Below are 20,520 nucleotides of genomic sequence, written 5' to 3'. Positions count from 1 at the left end.
GATGGCCGCCGTTTCCGATCCCATCGTCATTGTTTCCGCCGCTCGCACGCCCCTTGGCCGGTTCATGGGCGAGTTGTCGCCGCTGAGCGCCCACAAGCTCGGCGCTCACATTATCGGTGCGGCACTGGAGCGGGCGAAGCTGGCGCCTGAAAAGATCGACGAGGTGTTCATGGGCAATGTGTTGCCGGCGGGACAGGGGCAGGCACCGGCCCGCCAGGCTGCGCGCGGCGCCAAACTGCCCGACGCGACCGGCGCCACGACCGTTAACAAGGTCTGCGGCTCCGGCATGAAGGCGACTATGCTTGGCCACGATATCATCAAGGCGGGGTCAGCGGAGATCGTGCTGTCCGGCGGAATGGAAAGCATGAGCAATGCACCCTATCTGCTGACGAAAGCGAGGAGTGGATATCGCGCCGGGCACGACCGGATCATTGATCACATGATGATGGACGGGTTGGAAGACGCATATGAAACCGGGCGTTCGATGGGCGATTTCGGCGAGGCCACAGCGGAGGCTTATCAATTCACTCGCAAGGACCAGGACGCCTACGCGATCGAGACGCTGACCCGCGCGCGCAACGCGGTCGAAGGGGGCGCGTTCAGGGCCGAGATCGCGCCGATCACGCTCACAGAAAAGGCCGGACAACGGATCATCGCGAACGACGAGCATCCGCTGAAAGTGGATCCAGCCAAGATTCCCGGATTGAAGGCAGCGTTCCGCGCCAACGGCACTATTACGCCTGCCGCCTCCTCCGCCAATGCCGACGGCGCCGCGGCTCTCATCCTTGCAAAACGCTCTCTCACCGATCGCGATGGCCTACCCGTGCTGGCAGAGATCAAAGGTCATGCTACCCATAGCCAAGAGCCGCAATGGTTCACCACGGCGCCGATCCCGGCGATCCGCAAGCTGCTCGACAAGGTCGGCTGGAGTGTCGGCGATGTCGACCTGTTCGAGATCAACGAGGCCTTTGCCGTGGTCGCGATGGCGGCGCAGAAAGACCTCGGCATTCCCAGGGAGAAGCTGAACGTCAATGGCGGCGCCTGCGCGCTCGGTCATCCCATCGGCGCTACCGGCGCGCGGCTGATCGTCACACTGTTGCATGCCCTCGAGGCCCAAAATCTCAAGCGGGGCGTGGCTGCGCTCTGCATTGGAGGCGGTGAAGCGACCGCAATCGCCATCGAGCGAGTGATACACCGCTAGCACGTCAATCGGCAACCGGACCGTTTTGGTTTCCGGGCGCGTCGGCCATGCCGATTGCTGAATCCTGCGCGCCGGGCGCGGCAGATGCGCCCGGTTGAAGCGGTTGAATTGGACGAGGCGAGGATCTCAGCCGCGCGCCTTCAGATGCAGCATCGGGTGATGCTCGTAGTGGCCGGCGCCATTCTTCACGATGGGGTCTTCCGAGGTGATCACCTCGATGTCGAGATCATCCGCGATCTGGTAGAGCGACACGCCATAACCGCCACGCGGGTCCATGACGGGACCGTGCGCGACGATCTGCCCCTTTGCGAGCAGATCATCCAGGAACGCACCGTGCTGCTTCATCCACTGTTTCTCATCGGCGTTCATGGTCTCCAGAAAATCCACCCGGGGCGGAAGGTACTTGCAGAGGTAGTACTTCATCGGTCGCTCCTCGATGAACACGGCATTTCACCTTCCATGTCGGCCGGGCTCGCGCCCCCTCGATTTGATAAATCAATCGGCGACGCCCATCTGCTGCTGAATGCGATCGGCGAGTATTGATCCTTGCACTGAAGGTTCTCTCACAAGGTCTTGTCAAGCAACGGCTCGCGTGGCCGCATTGTCGACAGTACCGTCAAGGAAGCCGGTCAGCCGCTGCCGGATGATCTGTTCGGCTTCCGTCATGATGCGATCAATAAGCTCCTTCACCGTCGGGATATCGTGGATCAGTCCGACCACCATGCCGCAGCTCCAGGCGCCGGCGTCCATCTCGCCGTCAACCATCACCCTGGGGTAGACGCCCGCCACCTGCTCGTGGATGTCCTCGATCTTGAGGCTCGCCCCCTTCTCCCGCTCCACTTCGAGCAATTGATCGACGCCCTTGTTCTTCAGCACGCGCTCGGTGTTGCGCAGCGCACGCATCACCAGCACGGTGTCGAGTTCGGTGGCTTTGACCAGAGCCTGCTTGACGTTGGCATGGACGGGCGCTTCCTTGGTGGCGACGAAGCGGGTGCCCATGTTCATGCCAGCGGCGCCCATCGACAGCGCGGCAACAAGGCTGCGTGCGTCCGCCATGCCACCCGAGGCCACGAACGGAATCTTCAGTTCATCCGCCGCGCGCGGCAGCAGGATCATGTTCGGGATATCGTCCTCGCCGGGATGACCGCCGCATTCGAAGCCGTCGACGCTGACGGCGTCGCAACCGATCTTCTCGGCTTTCAGCGAATGCCGCACCGAGGTGCATTTGTGGATCACCTTGATGCCAGCCGCCTTCAGCGCGGGCATGTACGCTTCCGGGCTGCGGCCGGCGGTCTCCACGGCCTTGACGCCGCCCTCCTTGATGGCGGCGATATATTCGGGATACGGCGGTGCAGTGAAGCTCGGCAGGAAGGTCAGGTTTACACCGAACGGCTTGTCGGTCATGTCACGGCAGCGTGCGATTTCCTTCGCCAGCAGCTCCGGCGTCCGCTGTGTGAGGCCGGTGATGATGCCGAGACCGCCGGCGTTCGAGACCGCGGCGGCAAGCTCGGCAAAGCCGACATAATGCATGCCGCCTTGGATGATCGGATGCTGGATACCGAACAGTTCGGTGATTGCTGTCTTCACGTGCGCTTCTCCGCTTTCGGTCAGTTGACAATTTCGAACAGGCCGGCTGCGCCCATGCCGCCGCCGATGCACATGGTCACCACGCCGTATTTCGCCTTGCGCCGGCGCCCCTCGATCAGGATGTGACCGACAAGCCGGCTGCCCGTCATGCCGTAGGGATGGCCGATCGCGATCGAACCGCCATTGACGTTCAGTTTGTCCGGATCGATGCCGAGCTTGTCGCGGCAGTAGATCACCTGGACCGCATAGGCTTCGTTCAGCTCCCAGAGATCAATGTCGTCGATCTTCAGGCCGTGCCGCTTGAGAAGGCGCGGGATCGCCGCGACCGGACCGATGCCCATTTCGTCCGGCTCGACACCGGCGGCGACGAAGCCACGGAAGATGCCGAGCGGCTTCAGGCCCTTCTTCGCAGCGATCTTGTCGCTCATGACCACGCACGCCGATGCACCATCGGAGAGCTGGCTGGCATTGCCGGCCGTGATGGTCTTGCCTTCGAACACCGTCTTGATCTTCGCCAGTCCTTCCGCCGTGGTCTCGGGGCGCGGACCTTCATCCTTCGACAGCGTCACCTGCTGATAGGTGACCTCCTTGGTGTCCTTGTTGACGACGGCCATCGTCGTCTTGATCGGCACGATCTCGTCATCGAAGCGTCCCGCCTGCATCGCGGCGCCGATGCGGCGCTGACATTCGAGGCTGTATTCGTCCTGCCGGTCGCGGCCAATCTTGTAACGCTCGGCGACGATTTCTGCGGTGTCGAGCATCGACATGTACATCTCCGGCTTCATCGCCATCAGCTCGTCGTCGACCGCATGGAATCTGTTCATGTGCTCGTTTTGCACCAGGCTGATCGATTCGATGCCGCCTCCGATTGCGACCTCGACGCCATCAAGCATGATCGAGCGTGCCGCGACCGCGATCGCCTGCAGGCCGGAGGCACACTGCCGATCGATCGTGGTGCCGGCAACGGTGACTGGCAGGCCGGCCCGGATCGCCCCCTTGCGTGCGACGTTCATCACCATGGTGCCCTGCTGCATCGCGCAACCGATCACCACATCTTCGACCTCGCCCGGATCAATACCCGCGCGCCTCACCGCTTCGGCCATCACATGGCCGGCCATGGTCGGACCTTCGGTGTTGTTCAGCGCACCGCGAAAGGCCTTGCCGACGCCGGTGCGCGCGGTGGAAACGATAACTGCCTCTGTCGCCATGCTTGCCTCTTTTACTATGCAGCCGCGTCGAGCTGCACGTAACGCAGCAGGTGGTGAGCGGGATCGCCGAACTGGATGTTGATGGAGGAGATTCGCTTGAAGTAATGGCCGACGTTCAATTCGTCGGTCATGCCCATGCCGCCGTGCAGCTGAACCGCCTGGTCGGCGATGAACTTGCCGGCATAGCCGACCTTCGACTTGGCGCCGGAGGCGAGGCGCGAGATACCGCTCTCGCCGGCACCGAGGCTAAGATTGAGATGCTGCATCAGGGAAAGCGCCTCCTGATGGGCAATGAACATGTCGACCATCCGGTGTTGCAGCACCTGGAAGCTGCCAATGGTGACGCCGAACTGCTTTCTCGCCTTGGCGTATTCCAGCGTCGCTGAGTTCAACTCGGCCATGGCGCCGACCGCCTCGGCGCAGAGCGCACCGATGGCCCGGTCCCGGCAGGCTTCCAGCAGGGCGACGCCCTCCCCCTCGCTGCCGAGCAACTCGCCGCGAACATCCCGTAAGGTGATTTCCGCGGCGCGGCGGCCGTCGATGGTCTTGAAGCTGCGCAGATCCAGATTGGCCGTCCTGGCATCGACGACGAACAGGCTGACGCCGGAGCGATCGTCGTGCTTGCCCTTGGTGCGGGCGGAGACGATGAAATAGTCCGCCCATGGCGCGGCGACGACGGCGGTCTTCTCACCAGTGAGCATGTAATCGCTGCCGTTAAGTCGCGCCGTGGTCGCGACATTGGCGAGGTCGAAGCGCGAGGCTTTTTCGGTCCAGGCCAGCGCCCAGATCTTCTGTCCGGCGATGATATCGGGAATCAAAGCCTGCTTCTGCTCATCGGTCCCCGCATGTTCGATCAAGCCGCCGGCTAGCACGACCGTTTCGACGTACGGCTCCACGACGAGGTGACGGCCGAACTCCTGGGCAACGATCATGGTGGAGAGCGGGCCGCCACCAAGGCCGCCGCTCTCCTCGGAGAAGGGCGCGGCGAGCAGGCCGAGCTCCGCAAAGGCATCCCACTGCCTGCGGCTCCAGCCCTCGTCGCTGGCGACGGCCTTGCGGCGCGCCTCAAAACTGTACTGGTCGCGCAGCATGCGCTGCACGCTGGAGCGCAGCAGTTCCTGCTCTTCCGTGAACTGGATGTCCATCCGATCCTCTTGTTGCGCTGTTGCTAGAGACCGAGCACCGCTTTGGCGATGATGTTGCGCTGGATTTCGTTCGATCCGCCGTAGATGCTGAGCTTGCGCGCGTTCAGGTACTTTTCCGTCGCGGTGTGGCCGTAATCGGGACCCGGCATGAACTGGTTTGCGCTCAAAGATTGCTCGCGAAGCGCCAGCCCGTAATTGCCGATGGCGCGATGCGTCAGCTCGGTAATGCCCTGGAATATCTCGGTGCCGCGGATCTTGAAGAGCGAAGCCGCAGGACCCGGATCGATGCCGCGCGCCATCTGCGCAACGACCCGCAGCTCGGTGGCCTCGAGCGCAAGCACGTCGAGCTCGATCCGCCCGATTTCCTTGCAAAATTCGAGATGCGCCGGATCATCCGCGGGGATCTCCGCCTTCACGATCTTCTTCAACCGGTCGAGATAGCGCGTCGACCGGCCAATCCCGGCCATGCTGGTGCGCTCATTGCCCAGCAGGAATTTTGCGTAGGTCCAGCCCTTGTTCTCCTCGCCGATCAGGTTCTCGACGGGGACGCGGACGTCCTCGAGAAAGACGTCATTGACCTCGTGCGATCCTTCGATTGTGATAATCGGACGCACGGTGACGCCGGGCGACTTCATGTCGATCAGGAGGAACGAGATTCCGGCCTGAGGCTTTGCGCCCGGATCGGTACGCACCAAGCAGAAGATCCAGTCGGCATGCTGCGCCAACGTCGTCCAGGTCTTGTGGCCGTTGACGATGTAGTGGTCGCCGTCGCGCACGGCCTTGGTCCGGACGGTGGCGAGGTCCGAGCCCGAGCCCGGCTCTGAATAGCCCTGGCACCACCAATCTTCACCCGAAAGAATCCGCGGCAAGAATTTCTGTTTTTGCGCGTCGTTGCCGAAGGTGTAGATGACCGGACCCACCATGGTCACGCTGAACGCCAGCGGCGGCAGCGTCCCGGCCCGGCTAGTTTCCTGCTCGAAGATGAAACGCCGGGTGATCGACCAGCCGGGGCCGCCATATTCTTTGGGCCAGAGCGGCGCGATCCAGCCCTTCTTGTAGAGAATGCGGTGCCAGAGCAACGATTGCTCTTTGGTCAGGTCGGTCTCCGGATTGGGGACCCGCATTTCCTTCGGATAGTTTTCGGAAATGAAAGCGCGCACCTCATCACGGAAGGACGCGTCTTGGGGAGACAGTGCGAGTTCCATCCTGAGCGCCCTACCACTTCTCACCGAAGGGGCGGATTTCCAGCTCGAAGGTCCAAGCGCTCCTCGGCTGCTGGTAGAGCTGCCAGTAGGACGTCGCGACCGAGGCCGGTGGCATCAGCAGATCCGGATCGTCGAGCGCACCGGGCCCGAGCGCTTCCAGGCGCCGCTGGCGGACCCACTCGGTGTCGACGCCGGAATCGATAATGAGGTGGGCGACATGGATATTCTTCGGGCCCAGCTCACGCGCCATCGCCTGCGCCACAGCGCGCAGTCCGAATTTGGCGCTGGCAAAGGCAGCATAGCCGCTGCCGCCGCGCAACGAAGCGGTCGCACCCGTGAAGAAGATGTTGCCTTGGCCGCGCGGCAGCATCAGCCGGGCCGCCTCGCGCCCCGCAAGGAAGCCGGAGTAGCAGGCCATCTCCCAGACCTTGCGGAAAACGCGCTCGGTCGTTTCGAGGATCGGGAAGTTGACGTTGGCGCCAATGTTGAAGATGCAGACATCCAGGGGCGCGTGCTTGTCGGCGTCGTTCAGGAAGGAGATGATCTCCTCCTCCTTGCGCGCGTCGAGCGAACGTGCGTGAATCTCGCCGCCGGCGGCCTCGATCTCCTTGACCAGCGGCGCCAGCTTGTCGCCATTGCGGCGGCCGGCGAAGACAGTAAAGCCCTCGGAGGCAAACTTCTTGGCAATCTCGCCGCCGATGAAATCGCCCGCGCCGATCACGGCGACGGTTGCATTTCTCTTTTTCAAGGAACTTCTCCCGGTTAAGTTAGGCGCGCTGTATGCGAAGCTGTTCTATCGGCCTTGGAACGTGGACAACGTTTTGAGCCAGACCAGAACGATGGGGATTTCGCCATCGCGCTGATCGAGGCTACCATGGCCGCGGCGCAGTCCTCGAGCGGCCCGATCTGGTCCAGCGCTTTGGCAAGATGGCGACCTGTCGATTGGTCGATGCGGCCAGCAAACCGAAGAGCAATTTGATCGAACCGAAGTGCTTGCGACAGCTTCGCCACGACTAACCGCCTCCCGACTGAAGAACATCGGCGCCTTTTTCAGCATTGCGCCTCGTGGTGAAACATGCGTTCTTTTTTAGAACTCGTCAATCGCTATTTTGTTGTCACAGTCGGATCAAGAAATGGCAAGTTCGCTGCCCTATGCAGAGACTATCGAGAACCCCGTTTACAACGCGGCTTCCAGGCGATACCGATAGCGTATCAAATAAGAACTTATGGGAGAAGCGAGCATGGGAGAGAGTCGCGGAGTCGCGATGCTGGTCGGCGCGGGCGATGCCATCGGCGCTGCCGTTGCGCGGCGGTTTGCCAGCGGCGGCTACACCGTTTGCATCTGCAGGCGCGATGCAGCCAGGTCCCAGGCGCTTGTCGATGAGCTCAGGGGGAAAGGCCACAGCATTCACGCCTTCAGCGTCGACGCCCGCCAGGAAGCGGAAGTGCAGAAGCTGTTCGCGGACGTCGAACGCGATATCGGCCCGATCGAGATCTGCCTGTTCAATGCCGGTTCGAACGTCAACAAGCCCCTGCTGGAAACTACCGAAAAGCTCTTCTTCAAGGCCTGGGAGCTGGCCTGCTACGCCGGCTTCCTGGTGGGGCGCGAAGCGGCGCGCGTCATGCTGTCCCGCGGACGCGGCACCATCTTTTTTACCGGTGCGACCGCAAGCATCCGCGGCAGCAAGGGGTTTGCTGCGTTTGCATCGGCCAAATTCGGTCTCCGCGCGCTGGCCCAGGCCATGGCGCGCGAGCTCGGGCCTGAGAATATTCACGTCGTCCATCTCATCATCGACGCCGGCGTCGATAGCGAAGCCATCCATCAGCGCATGAAGGCGGCCAGGGGGATCGAGGCCAGCGAGATCCCGCCTGACAGCCTGACCAAGACCTCCTCGATTGCCGAAGCGTATTGGTTTGCCCATCAGCAAAGCCGCGACGGCTGGACCCATGAACTCGATCTTCGTCCCGCTGTAGAGAAATGGTGACATGAGCGACAATCCAGACCTCACTTTGTGGGGCGTCGGGACAAGCCGCACCGTTCGGCCGCACTGGGCGATGCACGAGCTGGGGCTGGCCTACGAGATCAAACCGATCGGCCCACGGACCGGCGAGACCAAGACCGCCGAATACACCAGGCTCAATCCGCGCCAGAAGATTCCGCTGCTGCAGGACGGCGACTTCCGCATTGGCGAGAGCGCCGCGATCGTCGCTTACCTGTCGCGCATGTACTCTACGCCCGAGCGTGCATTGATCCCTGAATCCACCCGCGACTATGCAGCGTGGCTGGAATGGTGCTTCTTCATCGTCACCGAGCTCGACTCGACCAGCCTGTACGTGATGCGCCGTCACAGCGCCGATGCGCTCGGCCCGATCTACGGCGTCGCGCCGGAGGTCGTAGCTCAAGCCGCCCAATACTTTCGAGCGCAGCTGCGCCATGTCGAGGTCGCGCTGGCGGACGGCCGACATTTTATCATGGGCGAGCGATTCAGCAGCGCCGATATCCTGCTGACGACGTGCCTGGACTGGGCGGTCGCCTACGGTGTCGGCATTTGCGACAATGCGCAGCCCTATCTCGACCGTATGCGAAGCCGGGAGGCTTACCAGCGCGCGGCTGCGGCGAATGCTCCGCGCGCGCCAATTACACCGACGCCTGCCAAGGCCTGAGAACCGTTCGCCGGTCGCGCGAAGCGCTTCTGTCTACATGGCCACGCGCAACGTGCGTGCAGCGACCATATCGTCGATCGCGCCGTCATCGTAGCCAAGTTCGCGCAGCACCTCGCGCGAGTGCTCCCCGACACGGGGGGCTGGTCCGCCGATGGCAGCCGGGTTGATCTCGAAGCGGGCCGCGGGCTTAGGCTGGCGCACAAGGCCGACCTTCGGCTGATCGAATTCCGCGATGATCCCGCGCGCCACCACCTGCTCATTGTGGATGATTTCGCCGCGCCGCAGGATCGGCGCGCAAGGGACATCCGCGGCATCCAGACGCTCCAGCCATTCGGCGGTCGTGTGCTGGCCGATATACTCTGCCATCTTGTTGATACGCGCCGTGGCGTTGACCGAACGCGCCGACGGGGTCGCGAACCTTGGATCGTTGGCAAGTTCGGGATCGCCGGACGCCCGGCAGAAGCCCTGCCATTCGGAATCGGAGATGGTGCCGGCTGTGATATAGCCGTCGCTGGTCTTGAACACGAGATCGGGCCGGTCATTCGGATCGGCAGCCGCGGCCTCGGCTCCGACCACCGTGTACTGCATCATGCCTTCCGGCCAGAGGTAGGAAATCATCGCGTCCAGCATTGCGACCTGGATATGATCCCCCTGCCCGGTCTTCTCACGCGCGTAGAGCGCGGCCGCCACCGCCTGCGCGGTGAACACGGCGGTGGTCTTGTCGCACACGATGGTGCGGATCATCTGCGGGCGATTGGTGACCGGCTGCGACTGGATATCGGCAAAGCCCGACAGGCCCTGAATGATTGGATCGTAGACGCGCTTCTTCACATAGGGTCCGGTCTCGCCGACGCCGCTGATCGAGACGTAGATCAGGCGCGGATGACGCCGGCGCAGCTCTTCGACGCCGAGGCCGAGGCGCTCCATTGTGCCGGGCCGGAAGTTCTGCACCAGGACATCGGCCTGCGCGACCAGTTTGGCCAGCACCTCACGCCCGGCCGTGCTCTTGACGTCGATCGAGAGCGAACGCTTGCCGCGGTTTGACGAAATGAACAGCGCGGAGAACTCGCCGTCCTTGTCGATGGTGGCCCGGCTGCGACGGGTGATATCGCCACCGATCGGCTCGATCTTGAGCACGTCGGCACCCTGATCCGCCAGAAACATCGTCGCAAACGGGCCCGACACCACGCCGGTCAGATCGAGGACACGAACGCCGCCAAGCGGACCAGCCATTGCACTCTCCCTGGATCTTTTTCTGCCAACCGGCTGAAGGTAAACTCTTGCTTAGTGTCAGCCCTTCGCCTCAACACGCACGGACCGCAAGTTGGTAACTAGCCGGTCTTGGAAACGGGCTGCCGGGTCTGTTCGACGATCGATTCCTCGACGTCCCGGAGCTGATCCTTGCCAAAAAACATCTCCTTGCCGACGAAGAATGTCGGCGAGCCGAAGGCACCGCGGGCGACGGCGTCACTGGTCAAGTCGATCAGCCTCTTCTTGACGTCATCCTGCTGCGCGCGCGCAACCAGCCTGTCGATGTCGATCCCCGAGGAGGCAAATGCGGCCCGGAACACTTCGGGATCGTCCATCTTCTTGGGCTTCTCCCACATGTGATGGTAGGCGGCGCGGAAATAGGGTTCGAACACGCCTTCGAACTGGGCCGCGACGGCGCCGCGCATCAACATCAAAGTGTTGACTGGAAAGAAGGAGTTCTGGCGAAATTGTGTGATGTTGTGGCGCCGGATGAACCGCTGGGTCTCGAGCGCCTGGTATTCCGGCTTGTTCTTGATCCCGCGAAGCGAGTCGAACGGGGACATGTTGCCGGTCGCCTTGTAGATCCCGCCGAGCAGGACCGGGACGTACTCGAATTTTACGCCGGTCCGCCGCTCGATCCCGGGGAGGGCAACCTCCGCCAAATACGCGTTCGGGCTGCCGAAATCGAACTGGAATTCAACCTTGAGGGTCATGACCGCTTTCTCCCGCAGAGCGTATTGGATGGTCAGGGACCAGCGATCCAATCGCATGGCTTGCTTGTTCTCACTTCTATAGTTCTAAAATCGAACTGTCAAATTTGGCGGGAGTTGTGCTAGTTTGACCGGTTCATCGGGTATTGTTTGGAATTCAGTACCTATCTAGAATGCTAGGGAGATGCGGCGGCCCTGGCGGCGAATCGAGCGGGTCTCGCCGGGATGACTGGAGAATACGGATGAAGTGGAAAGAACTGGAGGAAGAGCCGTGTTCGATGGCCCGAACCATCGGCGTGATCGGCGACCGCTGGACACTTCTGATCCTGCGCGAATGCTTTCTGCGCACACGGCGCTTCGAAGGATTCCAGTCGGCGCTTGGAATTACCCGCCATCTCCTCGCCGAACGGCTGAAGAAGCTGGTTCGGCTGGGCATTCTGCGCCGCATTCCCTACCAGGAAGCGCCTAAGCGACACGAATATATCCTGACCCAGAAGGGCCTCGATCTCTATCCGATCGTGATGGCGCTCGTGCATTGGGGCGATACTCACATGGTCGACGAGCGCGGCCGGCCGCTGTTGCACCAGCACCGCAAGTGCGGCAAGGACTTCGACCCGGTCATGGTGTGCTCTGAATGCGGCGAGCCGCTCCTGGCCAGGGAGGTTCATACCCATCCAGGGCCAGGCGCCCAAGGCCCGCGGACGATGGAGGCACCTGGCAAGACAAAGGCAAAGGCCCGCCGCAGCGCGGCTTGAGCCGGCCACCGGCGTCAGGCATTGAACGCATCCTCAGACCCGAATCACAGTTGCGTCAGGTTCGTTGCAGTGAAGACGGTCCGTTTGTTCAGCCCGGTGCTTGAGCACAGCACGTTGATTGACATAGGCCTTGTCGGTGATTTCTCCCGCGGCCAATGAGGGCGGATCCTTCAGCAGGGTGAACGAGCAGATTTTTTCGCTGCTTCCGACAGCCTCATTATATTCCTGCAAACGATGTCTCAGGAATTCGATTACCTTGGGGTCGCAAGTCAAATCCGCAGCCGGCGCGTTCGAAATTCGAGCCGCCTCGGTCGGATTCAGCCAGCACAGCAGCGCGCAGGCTTCACGGTTTTCTCCCGCAACGACGATGTCCAGCAGTACGCCGCGCGTTGCGGCCAGAATGGCGGCACGCATCGCTCCGATCGCAACCCAGGTGCCGTTCGCGAGCTTGAAGTTCTCGGAAATTCTGCCCGTGAAACGCAGACCGAGCTCCGGCTTCTCGGGATCGATAAACGACACTGTGTCGCCGATGCGATAGAACCCCTCCTCGTCGAAGGCCTTCTCTGTGAGATCGGCCCTGCCGAGGTAACCGGGGGTAACGTTGGGGCCTTTCACCCTGGCCTCGTACGTTTCGGAAACAGGGATCAGTTTCAGCTGCACACCCGGCGCCGGAAGACCAATCTCGCCCGGCCGATCCGTTGCCCAATGCGTCGTGCTGATTGTCGGCGCCGTTTCAGTCGTCCCATAGCCCGACATCACCGGAATCCGCCGGCCTGTGATCGATGATGTCAGCCGGTAAAGTTTTTCAAGTGTGCCTTGCGAAATTGCAGCCCCGGCGTAGCTCAATCGATCCAGCCGCTTGAAGATGCTCGCGCCGAGGGCCGCATCGTTCTCGATGGCATCACACAACAGGTTATAGCCGGCGGGCACATTGAACATCGCCGTCGGAGAGATCTCCTTGAGGTTCGCCACCGACTTGTGAAAGAGCTGAGGCAGCGGGCGGCCGTCATCGATGTAGAGCGTCCCGCCGTTCTTGAGAATGCCGTGAAGAATGACGTTGCTGCCCATCGTATGGTGCCACGGCAGCCACTCGACCTGGACCGGCGCCTCCGGAGGCGACACCAGCAGGCTTCCCATTTGCAGGGAGCTCGCCATCATGCGGTGCGTGTTCAGCACACCCTTTGGCAATCCGGTCGAACCGGACGTGAAGAGAATTTTCGCAACGGCGTCAGTAGAGATCGCACTCGACGCTTGCGCAAATCCTGTCCACTCCGTTCGATCCGTCAGGACGCGGAAGGGGATCGTATCCGGCGCGCCATCGACGCTGATCCAGGTAGAGTCTGCCAGTTCGGGAACGGAACGGGCGGCGGAAAAGTCGCGTCCACTCTGAACGAAAACGAAGTTCGGACGCAGCACCTGCGCGATGTCCTTGAGGCGCGCAAGGCCGCCGGGCATCAGCGTGTAGTTCGGCGATATCGGCGCCAGAATGACGCCTATCGACATCGCAGCAAAGGAGATCACCGCGTTCTCGATGGAGTTGCCCGAAAGCACGGCCAGCCTGTCAGCCGGCTTTGCGCCCATGTCGATCAGACTCTGGCCGACCGCCTTCACCTGCGACCATGCTTCGCCATAGGTGGTCTCGTCCCATCCCCCTCTGGCATTGCGCTGTGCGAGGAATATTCGCTGCGGAGCCGCGGCTGCCCAGCGCGGCAGAAAATCGGTGACGCGCCAGTCGCATGGCCCCAATTCGAGCGGCGACCTCAATATGAGCGTGCCGTCGATCCGGCGCTCGACGGAGAGCTCCCTTGGCGCAAACGTCAATGGCTTCGTCGACATCGAAAACGATCTCCTGAATTACCGCGGATGAATAGGACGGGCTGCGCCAGAGTCACTCGGACCTGGCGTCCAGGACTTCTCCGAAGGCTTGCCACGTCGTGCCGGTCCAGCGCTGCAGCCGCATCTGCGTCCAGATCATGTTCTCGGTCTCGCTGGTGTTGACCTTGATCCCGGGCAGCACGGTCGGAACGACGACGTCTTTCAGGTTCTTCGCCTGCGCCAGAATATTCTTCCGCGACAGATCATCACCGCATTGCTTGAGGATTTGCTCGAGCAGGACGCCTTGCTGATAACCGGTCAGATAGCTGCCGTTGGTGATATCGGCCCCCTGCAGATACTTGTCGAAAAATGCCCGGTAAGCCCGCATGCCCGGATCGCCCTTCCATGTCTCGTCCAGGACATCCTTGTTGGTCGTGCCGACCATCACGCCGACCGATTTGTCGAGCCCGGCCGGTGCAAGCGTGCCTCCGACCGATCCGGACGGGAAATTGATGATCACGGTCGCCTTCCAGCCGATCACTGAAGCCTGCCGGATGGCCTGTGCCGCGAACTTCGGCGTCCCGGCGATCACCAGGGCCTCGGCTCCCGAGCTCTTCAGATTGGTAATCTGCGAATCAATGGTCGGTTCGGTGACCTCGTAGGACGCAGTGACGACCTTGCGATCGAAATCCTTGCCGAGAAACGCCTTGAAGGCAGCGACGTAATCTTTTCCGAGATCGTCGTTCTGATAGAGGATGGCATACTTGGCGTTCGGCAGCGTCTTCGTCAGGTATTTGGCGTAGATTCTTCCCTCCGTGTCGTAGCTGACAAGGCCCGTGGTGAGCAGGGGGTAATTGGCGACGTCCGTGAACTTGGATGAGCCACTGACGATCGCGACACTCGGTACCCCCTTGGCCCTCAGGTATTTTGCAGTGGCCGAGATGCCGGGCGTGCCGAGCTGGCCGAACATGAACGACACTTCGTCGCTCTCAACGAGCTTGCGGACGTGCTCCACCGCCTTGGGAGGACTATATCCGTCGTCATAGGCGATGTAATTGATCTTGCGTCCGTTGACGCCGCCACGGTCGTTCAAGGCCTGGATGTAGGCCATGAGCCCCTTGCCCACGAGACCGATCGATGATGCCGGTCCGCTGAAGGGGAAAACTCCGCCGATCTTGATCTCGGTGGCAGTGATTCCCGGCTCGTCGGCGCCGAATGCGGGGCCGCTCAGGAATAGAGCCAGAGCCGCGACGATCTTCCATCTCACCAGCATTGCGTCCTCCCAAACTTGCACCCCTTTTCGGGTGTGCGGCTTTGTTTTGTTGCGCCTGTGGCGGCTCGTCGCGCCCTTTGCGAAGAGGCATCGCGCAGAACAGGTCCAGCCGTAAATCCGGCACGTCGCGGCCGTTGCGTTCGGCCATCTCGTGCGCAGCCTACAGTTCTTTTTTTGAACTCGTCAAGCGATTAGATGCTCACGTGCCGTGACTTGGACGACGGGCCCCGCTCTCGTACTTGGAAATAGATTGGTCTAGATCCCGCGCATAAGGGCGCGTTTTCGGCTATTCCAGGACAGGATCGCTTGCGCATTTCCATGCTGCTGTACACATTCTTTTTTTGAACTATAAGGTCGGCGCGAGGCCACGCAGTGCCTGGCTTATCTAACCAGACACCCACGGCGCAGCAGGGATAGATCTCGCCGAGCCCTACTCGGCGGCGATTGCTGTTCGCAATTCTGCATCCTTCGCCGAACGCTCGTAGAGCTCGTCCGGGGCCGGCTTGATGCGAAACCAGGCGACATAAAGCGCAGGAAGGAACAGCAGGATCAGGACCGTGCCGACTGCCGTGCCGCCAATCAGCGTGTAGGCCATCGATCCCCAGAACACGGAATGCGTCAGAGGAATGAAGGCCAGCACGGCGGCAAGTGCGGTCAGGATCACCGGCCTGGTGCGTTGCACGGTGGCTTCGATGACGGCGTGATAGTCATCGAGGCCGGCAGAACGATTCTCCTTGATCTGTTCGGTCAGGATCAGGGTATTGCGCATCAGGATGCCTGCCAGTCCGATCAGGCCAAGAATGGCGTTGAACCCGAACGCAGGATGATGAAGAACAGGGTAACGGCCCGTTCGCGAACGGCGATCGCGGAAAGATTGAGGTTCATCTGCTAACTTACAATTGGCTGGGCGGCAGCTTCCTTGAGGCCAGCTGCCGCTTGCGCGGCAAGCCCGCGCGCGGCTTCCTGTGAATCTTGAAATTCCTCGAGTGCATGGACTCTGCCCCACCGCAGGGTGAACACGTGGAGACCGCGGTTGACGTACGAGCCGTCGCCGTCGAGCAGCGTTGCGGTGCCGTCCCACTCGACAAACACGGTGGTGTTCCAGGGCCAGCCCTTCACCCAGACGTTGTTGACCTTGATTTGGAGCGTGGGCAGGACGCGTCCGAGCCGCTCGAACCAGCGGCGCAGGGCCGCTTTGTCGTGGCGCTCCCCGCCCAACGCGTGATTGCCGGAAACACGGTGATGGATGTGCGGCGCGACCGCCTTCACCGCTTCATCCCAGCGATGGTTGTTGACATGGTCGAAGGTCTTTCGGATCTCCTGCTCGACGATGTAGCTGTACATGTGCTTCTCCAGCGGCTGGCGCGGAACGATTGAGACTCTTCAGTTGCTCCGGCTTTCAGCGGCGGTCCTGACACGAGCGCCCTCCTGCAGGAGGTGAGCGCCGAGCGAAACAATCGCATCACCAGAATTCAAGCCGGAGATCACGGCGGTTTCGTCTGTCACCCGAACCAGCTTGATCGGCCGAAAGCGTACGGTTGAGGTGGCGCTGTCGAGGATCCAAACTCCGGTCTTGCGGCCATCATCGAGCACTGCTCCGAGCGCCACCTGAACTTGCGGCTCGCTCGTCTGGCTCGGCAGCCGAATGGTCACCGTCGCGCCAAGTGGTGCGGCCGCGGCTTCACCGTCCAGGACATATCGGGCTTCATAGGTTCGGGTCTGAGCATCGGCGGCGTCGGACAATTGCCGCAAACGCGCCGTATAGCGCCACCCTTCGGCTGCTCCGTACACGCTGGCCTCGGCCACGGAGTCGATTGCCGGCCGGATTGTTTCAGGGAGCGCGACCACCGCCTCGCGAGGACCGGCCTTGGCAATCCGAACAACCGTCTGGCCGGCCGAGACGACCTGCCCGGGCTCGCCAAGCGTTTCGACCACCGTTCCGTCCGCGTCCGCGACCAGGATCGAGTACGTCGCCTCGTTCTCGGCAACCCGTGCATCGGCTTCAGCCGCGGCCTTGGCTTGCTCGTAGCGCTGTCGGGAAGCCCAGCCGTTGCTCACCAACTTGGCGTATCGCTGTTCGTCCGCTTCGGTCTGCACGACGGACGCGCGCGCGGCAGCAACGGCGTTGCGCTTCGCCGTGACCGCGAGACGAAGGTCGGTTTCGTCGATCCGCATCAGCGGCTGACCGGCTTTGACCTGCTCACCGGTATTCACAAGCCGCTCCACGATCTTGCCGGGAACGCGAAAGCCGAGGCTGCTCTGCACCCGCGTCCCGATGATGCCGGTGAAGCCACGCTCCGATCCGGTCACCCGCGCCGCAGCCGTGATCCTGACGATCGGGGCTCCTTGCCTCGGATCGCTCACGGCCGAGGCTGCCGGCGGGCGAAGCGCAACGAATGCGGCCACCGCGCATCCCGCGATCAGGACGCTCCCCAGCACGATCATCGGTCTTGTCATAACATCGCCTCATGCCAGATAGATTGCGTTCGATCTCTATATCGGATAATAGATGTCGAACGCAATCTAAATGGGGAGGCCAATGATGCGAGTGAGTCGCATTCAGGCTGAGGAAAACCGGCAAAACGTCATCAATGTCGCAAGCCGCCTGTTTCGGTCGCGGGGATTTGACGGCATCGGCCTCAAGGACCTGATGGAAGCTGCCGGGCTGACCCAAGGCGCATTCTACAAGCAGTTTGAGTCAAAGGAGGACCTGGCCGCACAGGCGTCGGCGCGCGCGCTGGAGAGCGCCACGCTTCGATGGTCGACCGCCATCGCCGCGAACCCTGAGGATCCCCTTGGGGCGGTGATGGGGTTCTATCTCAGGACGGGCCATCGCGACGAAAAGATGGACGGTTGCCCGATCGTGGCGCTCGGCTCGGATGTGGCCAGACAGAGCAGCGAGGTGAAAGCGTCGTTCGAAGGCGGGATCAAAGCGCATATCGAAATCCTCAGCCGCCTGATTGCCGAAACGAGCGACGAGGAATCCAGGAGCAAAGCCATGGCCATTCTTTCGACGATGGTCGGGGCGTTGACACTCTCACGCGTCGTCAACGATCCCGATCTCGCTCAGGCCTTTCTGGAAACGGCGTCGCGACAGATTCGCGACACTGTCGCCGCTTGAGGATCGGTGCTTGATAACTCACAGGGAGAACGCAAATGCGCAAAGCAGGGATACACAATTTTCCGGCAATCGATCGTGTCGTTTACGGCAAAGCTGCGTCTGACGCCTTGAACGATGAAGCGGTGCGGCTGGATGCCAAGCGCGTCTTCCTGATCGTCAGCCGCACCTTGAACACCAAGACCGACGAGATCGAGAAGATCCGGCGCGCGCTCGGCGAAAGACACGTCGCGACATTCGATGGAATTGCAGAGCACACCACGCGCAAGCAAGCTGCCGACGTTGCCCGTCAAGCCAAAGACGCCGGAGCCGACCTGGTCGCCGCCGTCGGCGGCGGCTCGGCGATCGACCTCGCCAAGATCGTCATCATGGCGATGGAACATGACATCACCGACGAAGCGGGCTTCGATCCCTTCCCGATGGGCCTTGGGGTCACCGTCTCTCCGTTCCGATCGCCAAAGGTCCGACAGATCGCGGTGCCATCCACGCTGAATGGCGGCGAATACAATGCAGCCGCGCTCGTCACCGATGAACGCAACAGGCTGAAGCAGATTTTCTTTCATCCCCGGATGATGCCGGTGGCTATCATTCTCGACCCCGCGCTCACCGTTCATACGCCTTCCAAGCTCTGGATGGGGTCGGGAACGCGGTCGATGGACCACGGCATCGAAGCCTTGTGCTCACCCGCTGGCACGCCGCTCGCCGACGAGGTCGTCCTGGCCGGCATTCGCACCCTGCGTGAGGGAATGCTGCGAACCTTGCAGCAACCTGATGATCTGGAGGCGCGCCGACTGTCTCAATACGGCGCGTGGCTCGCCGCTTTCGGCCTCCAGGCGCGGGTGCCGATGGGAGCCAGTCACGGCATCGGCCATGTGCTTGGCGGTACCTTCGGTGTTCCGCACTACTATTGCACACCAGTCATCATGCCGAGCCTGCTTCGGTACAACAAGCCGTTCACCGAGGATGCGCAACAGCGCCTGGCGACGGCCCTTGGCGAGCCGGGCATGGAAGCCGCCGCCGCCTTCGCGCAATTCACCAAGAAACTTGGATTGCCCGGCCGTCTTGCCGACGTCGGGATCGGCGAAGACAAATTTGATCAGATCAGCAAGATCGCGATCAATCATCGCTTCGTCCAAGCCAATCCGCGGCCATTCAAGAGCGAAGCCGAGATCGTCGATCTGTTGCGAATGGCCGCCTAGCCGAATTCGCACAGGAAAATCCAGCCGCGACCATCAGCTCCGTTGCCGAACTGTGGTCCGTAGGAAAGCGACTCGAACTCGACCCGAACAATCTCGTTTTCGTTCTGCAGCAAGCGATATCCTGCGGCGACGGGCAGAACGGATCGTCCGTTTTGCCCGCTCCAGTATCCTATACTACGATGAGCACGTCATCGATCTGTCCATTGGATCCGCGTGCCGAGTCGAATGGGTGACGGTATGGAAACAAGGGAAAGCCAACGGCAAGCTGGCCGCGTCCGCCCACACAAAGAACCTCGCACAAAGCGCACTTTGTTCTGGGCGTTGAAATGAAAAGAACCCGCATCAGCAGGATCTTGAATGGTGGGCGCACCAGGGCTCGAACCTGGGACCCGCTGATTAAGAGGCGTATGATTTCTCGGTAAGATCAATGGCCATTCCGACAAACGTCTCGTTGAACGTGCATTGAACCCACAACTGGATTTCCATTTGTCGGAATGGCCCCGGTACCAAATACGCTCAGCTCGCGAGAACCTACAGGACGAGCTGTCGGGAGTTCGAGTCAGGAGACCGCTACATGGCTAAACCCACTACTGTGGAGGCGCTGTTCTCTTACCGGAGGGCAGCTTAACTCCCGACCTCGTGGCTTGATAGCCCGCCGGAAGCCCAGGTGGAGCAATCTCGCCGAGCGCCCCGTAGATGAGCTTGAGTTGGTGCTCTATTCGACGCAGCGTCAGCGCAACTGGTTCTGTTCCGGAGTTGTCCGTCGCCGCTAGAGCGTGGGAGTCTTCGGGCAAGACAGCCAACGGGTTCGGGGGACGACGCTCCTTGGCTGCCGTCTCCAGTTTCGTCATCGTGCCGATGATCCAGGCGAGAGCATTGGCGAATGCGCTGTCGCTGAGCTTGCCTGCCGAAGACGCGGGCAGCATCGCCAGGACGGTGATCGATCCCGGACCCCTCCATCGTCAGCGGATATGTCGAGAACGAGCGCGAACGAGCAATGGAGGAGCTGAGTAAGTTTCTGGTTGCGAATGGCTTTGACGGTCGACCCTGGTCTCTGCGTGTCACGGAGGGTGTGCCGACGCAAGTTATCGCTCGCGCCGTTTCAGAAGAGCAGCCAGACTTGCTTTTGATGGGTACGCACAGCCGGACGGGACTGCTCCGAGCATTCATCGGCAGCGTAACGGAGGAAACTCTGCGGTCTGTCGACGTGGACGTTCTGGCTGTGCCTCCTTTGAGCCATGAGGTTCAAATATCCGAATCGGCGAGCTCCTCCCTGTAAAGCCGGCGAAGGCGGATGCGCGCAGTGACGCTTGTGGTCGTAGGGCCGGCTTGATAGGCAGCTTGATGGCGGCGGAGCCGATCAACATCAAACGAACGCTGCGTCTAAAG

The 20,520-nt window shown here is 61.6% G+C and carries 19 protein-coding genes and 1 pseudogene; 7 read left to right on the top strand and 13 right to left on the bottom strand.

The genetic code is table 11. The features are described 5' to 3' along the window. Position 1 precedes the first annotated feature (1 nt). Positions 2-1,201 carry an acetyl-CoA C-acyltransferase gene (locus IVB40_RS09910; protein ID WP_247818756.1) on the top strand — a complete coding sequence of 400 codons (1,200 nt, stop codon included), beginning with the start codon at positions 2-4 and terminating at the stop codon, positions 1,199-1,201. Positions 1,202-1,327: 126 nt separating this feature from the next. Here the strand turns inward: IVB40_RS09910 and IVB40_RS09905 are convergent, their stop codons facing one another. From IVB40_RS09905 to IVB40_RS09880, 6 genes are all read right to left on the bottom strand, one after another. Further along, entirely contained in the window at positions 1,328-1,624 is a 297-nt protein-coding gene (locus IVB40_RS09905) for a YciI family protein (RefSeq protein ID WP_247818755.1), read from the bottom strand. A gap of 153 nt (positions 1,625-1,777) precedes the next feature. After that, the gene (locus IVB40_RS09900; RefSeq protein WP_027570879.1) at positions 1,778-2,788 is read right to left on the bottom strand and encodes a nitronate monooxygenase family protein; all 1,011 of its coding nucleotides are present in this window, start codon (positions 2,786-2,788) and stop codon (positions 1,778-1,780) included. Positions 2,789-2,808: 20 nt separating this feature from the next. After that, complete coding sequence (locus IVB40_RS09895) at positions 2,809-3,996, bottom strand: acetyl-CoA C-acyltransferase (RefSeq protein WP_247818754.1); 1,188 nt, start codon at positions 3,994-3,996, stop codon at positions 2,809-2,811. Positions 3,997-4,010: 14 nt separating this feature from the next. Then, a complete protein-coding gene (locus tag IVB40_RS09890) occupies positions 4,011-5,141 on the bottom strand; it encodes an acyl-CoA dehydrogenase family protein (protein ID WP_247818753.1) in 1,131 nt (376 codons plus the stop codon). A gap of 23 nt (positions 5,142-5,164) precedes the next feature. Continuing rightward, a complete protein-coding gene (locus tag IVB40_RS09885) occupies positions 5,165-6,346 on the bottom strand; it encodes an acyl-CoA dehydrogenase family protein (RefSeq protein ID WP_247818752.1) in 1,182 nt (393 codons plus the stop codon). A gap of 10 nt (positions 6,347-6,356) precedes the next feature. After that, entirely contained in the window at positions 6,357-7,094 is a 738-nt protein-coding gene (locus tag IVB40_RS09880) for an SDR family oxidoreductase (RefSeq protein ID WP_027570875.1), read from the bottom strand. Between the two features lie 493 nt (positions 7,095-7,587). On the opposite strand from IVB40_RS09880, the gene IVB40_RS09875 reads away from it, so the two are divergent. Both IVB40_RS09875 and IVB40_RS09870 read left to right on the top strand, forming a co-directional pair. After that, positions 7,588-8,331, top strand: coding sequence for an SDR family NAD(P)-dependent oxidoreductase (locus IVB40_RS09875; RefSeq protein ID WP_247818751.1), 744 nt, complete (start codon positions 7,588-7,590; stop codon positions 8,329-8,331). Position 8,332: 1 nt separating this feature from the next. Further along, on the top strand, positions 8,333-9,010 hold the full coding sequence (locus IVB40_RS09870; RefSeq protein WP_247818750.1) for a glutathione S-transferase family protein: 678 nt from the start codon (positions 8,333-8,335) through the stop codon (positions 9,008-9,010). 33 nt (positions 9,011-9,043) lie between these two features. On the opposite strand, the gene IVB40_RS09865 is transcribed toward IVB40_RS09870, so the two are convergent. Both IVB40_RS09865 and IVB40_RS09860 read right to left on the bottom strand, forming a co-directional pair. After that, positions 9,044-10,243, bottom strand: a complete 1,200-nt coding sequence (locus tag IVB40_RS09865; RefSeq protein WP_247818749.1) for a CaiB/BaiF CoA-transferase family protein — start codon at positions 10,241-10,243, stop codon at positions 9,044-9,046. Positions 10,244-10,341: 98 nt separating this feature from the next. After that, complete coding sequence (locus IVB40_RS09860) at positions 10,342-10,974, bottom strand: 2-hydroxychromene-2-carboxylate isomerase (protein WP_027570870.1); 633 nt, start codon at positions 10,972-10,974, stop codon at positions 10,342-10,344. A 239-nt stretch (positions 10,975-11,213) separates the two neighbouring features. Here IVB40_RS09860 and IVB40_RS09855 point away from each other — a divergent pair, with 239 nt between their 5' ends. Next, positions 11,214-11,726 carry a helix-turn-helix domain-containing protein gene (locus IVB40_RS09855; protein WP_247818748.1) on the top strand — a complete coding sequence of 171 codons (513 nt, stop codon included), beginning with the start codon at positions 11,214-11,216 and terminating at the stop codon, positions 11,724-11,726. A gap of 33 nt (positions 11,727-11,759) precedes the next feature. Here the strand turns inward: IVB40_RS09855 and IVB40_RS09850 are convergent, their stop codons facing one another. The 5 genes and pseudogenes from IVB40_RS09850 to IVB40_RS09830 all read right to left on the bottom strand — a co-directional run bounded on the left by IVB40_RS09850 (position 11,760) and on the right by IVB40_RS09830 (position 17,271). Further along, positions 11,760-13,562 carry an AMP-binding protein gene (locus IVB40_RS09850; protein WP_247818747.1) on the bottom strand — a complete coding sequence of 601 codons (1,803 nt, stop codon included), beginning with the start codon at positions 13,560-13,562 and terminating at the stop codon, positions 11,760-11,762. 52 nt (positions 13,563-13,614) lie between these two features. Then, positions 13,615-14,814 carry an ABC transporter substrate-binding protein gene (locus tag IVB40_RS09845; RefSeq protein ID WP_247818746.1) on the bottom strand — a complete coding sequence of 400 codons (1,200 nt, stop codon included), beginning with the start codon at positions 14,812-14,814 and terminating at the stop codon, positions 13,615-13,617. 430 nt (positions 14,815-15,244) lie between these two features. Beyond that, a pseudogene (locus IVB40_RS09840) lies at positions 15,245-15,631 on the bottom strand (efflux RND transporter permease subunit); the annotation flags it as partial. Positions 15,632-15,702: 71 nt separating this feature from the next. Beyond that, complete coding sequence (locus IVB40_RS09835; protein ID WP_247358907.1) at positions 15,703-16,158, bottom strand: nuclear transport factor 2 family protein; 456 nt, start codon at positions 16,156-16,158, stop codon at positions 15,703-15,705. A gap of 39 nt (positions 16,159-16,197) precedes the next feature. Next, the gene (locus IVB40_RS09830) at positions 16,198-17,271 is read right to left on the bottom strand and encodes an efflux RND transporter periplasmic adaptor subunit (RefSeq protein WP_247818745.1); all 1,074 of its coding nucleotides are present in this window, start codon (positions 17,269-17,271) and stop codon (positions 16,198-16,200) included. 85 nt (positions 17,272-17,356) lie between these two features. Here IVB40_RS09830 and IVB40_RS09825 point away from each other — a divergent pair, with 85 nt between their 5' ends. From IVB40_RS09825 to IVB40_RS09815, 3 genes are all read left to right on the top strand, one after another. Continuing rightward, on the top strand, positions 17,357-17,935 hold the full coding sequence (locus tag IVB40_RS09825) for a TetR/AcrR family transcriptional regulator (protein WP_247359196.1): 579 nt from the start codon (positions 17,357-17,359) through the stop codon (positions 17,933-17,935). A 35-nt stretch (positions 17,936-17,970) separates the two neighbouring features. Continuing rightward, positions 17,971-19,131: an iron-containing alcohol dehydrogenase gene (locus tag IVB40_RS09820; RefSeq protein WP_247358904.1), complete on the top strand. Its 1,161-nt coding sequence runs from the start codon at positions 17,971-17,973 to the stop codon at positions 19,129-19,131. A 943-nt stretch (positions 19,132-20,074) separates the two neighbouring features. Beyond that, positions 20,075-20,410 carry a universal stress protein gene (locus IVB40_RS09815; protein ID WP_346283298.1) on the top strand — a complete coding sequence of 112 codons (336 nt, stop codon included), beginning with the start codon at positions 20,075-20,077 and terminating at the stop codon, positions 20,408-20,410. Positions 20,411-20,520 lie beyond the last annotated feature (110 nt).

This window comes from Bradyrhizobium sp. 40 (assembly GCF_023100925.1).
In the GTDB taxonomy this organism is placed as follows: Bacteria; Pseudomonadota; Alphaproteobacteria; order Rhizobiales; family Xanthobacteraceae; genus Bradyrhizobium.
This window is presented reverse-complemented; position numbering and strand designations above follow the sequence as displayed.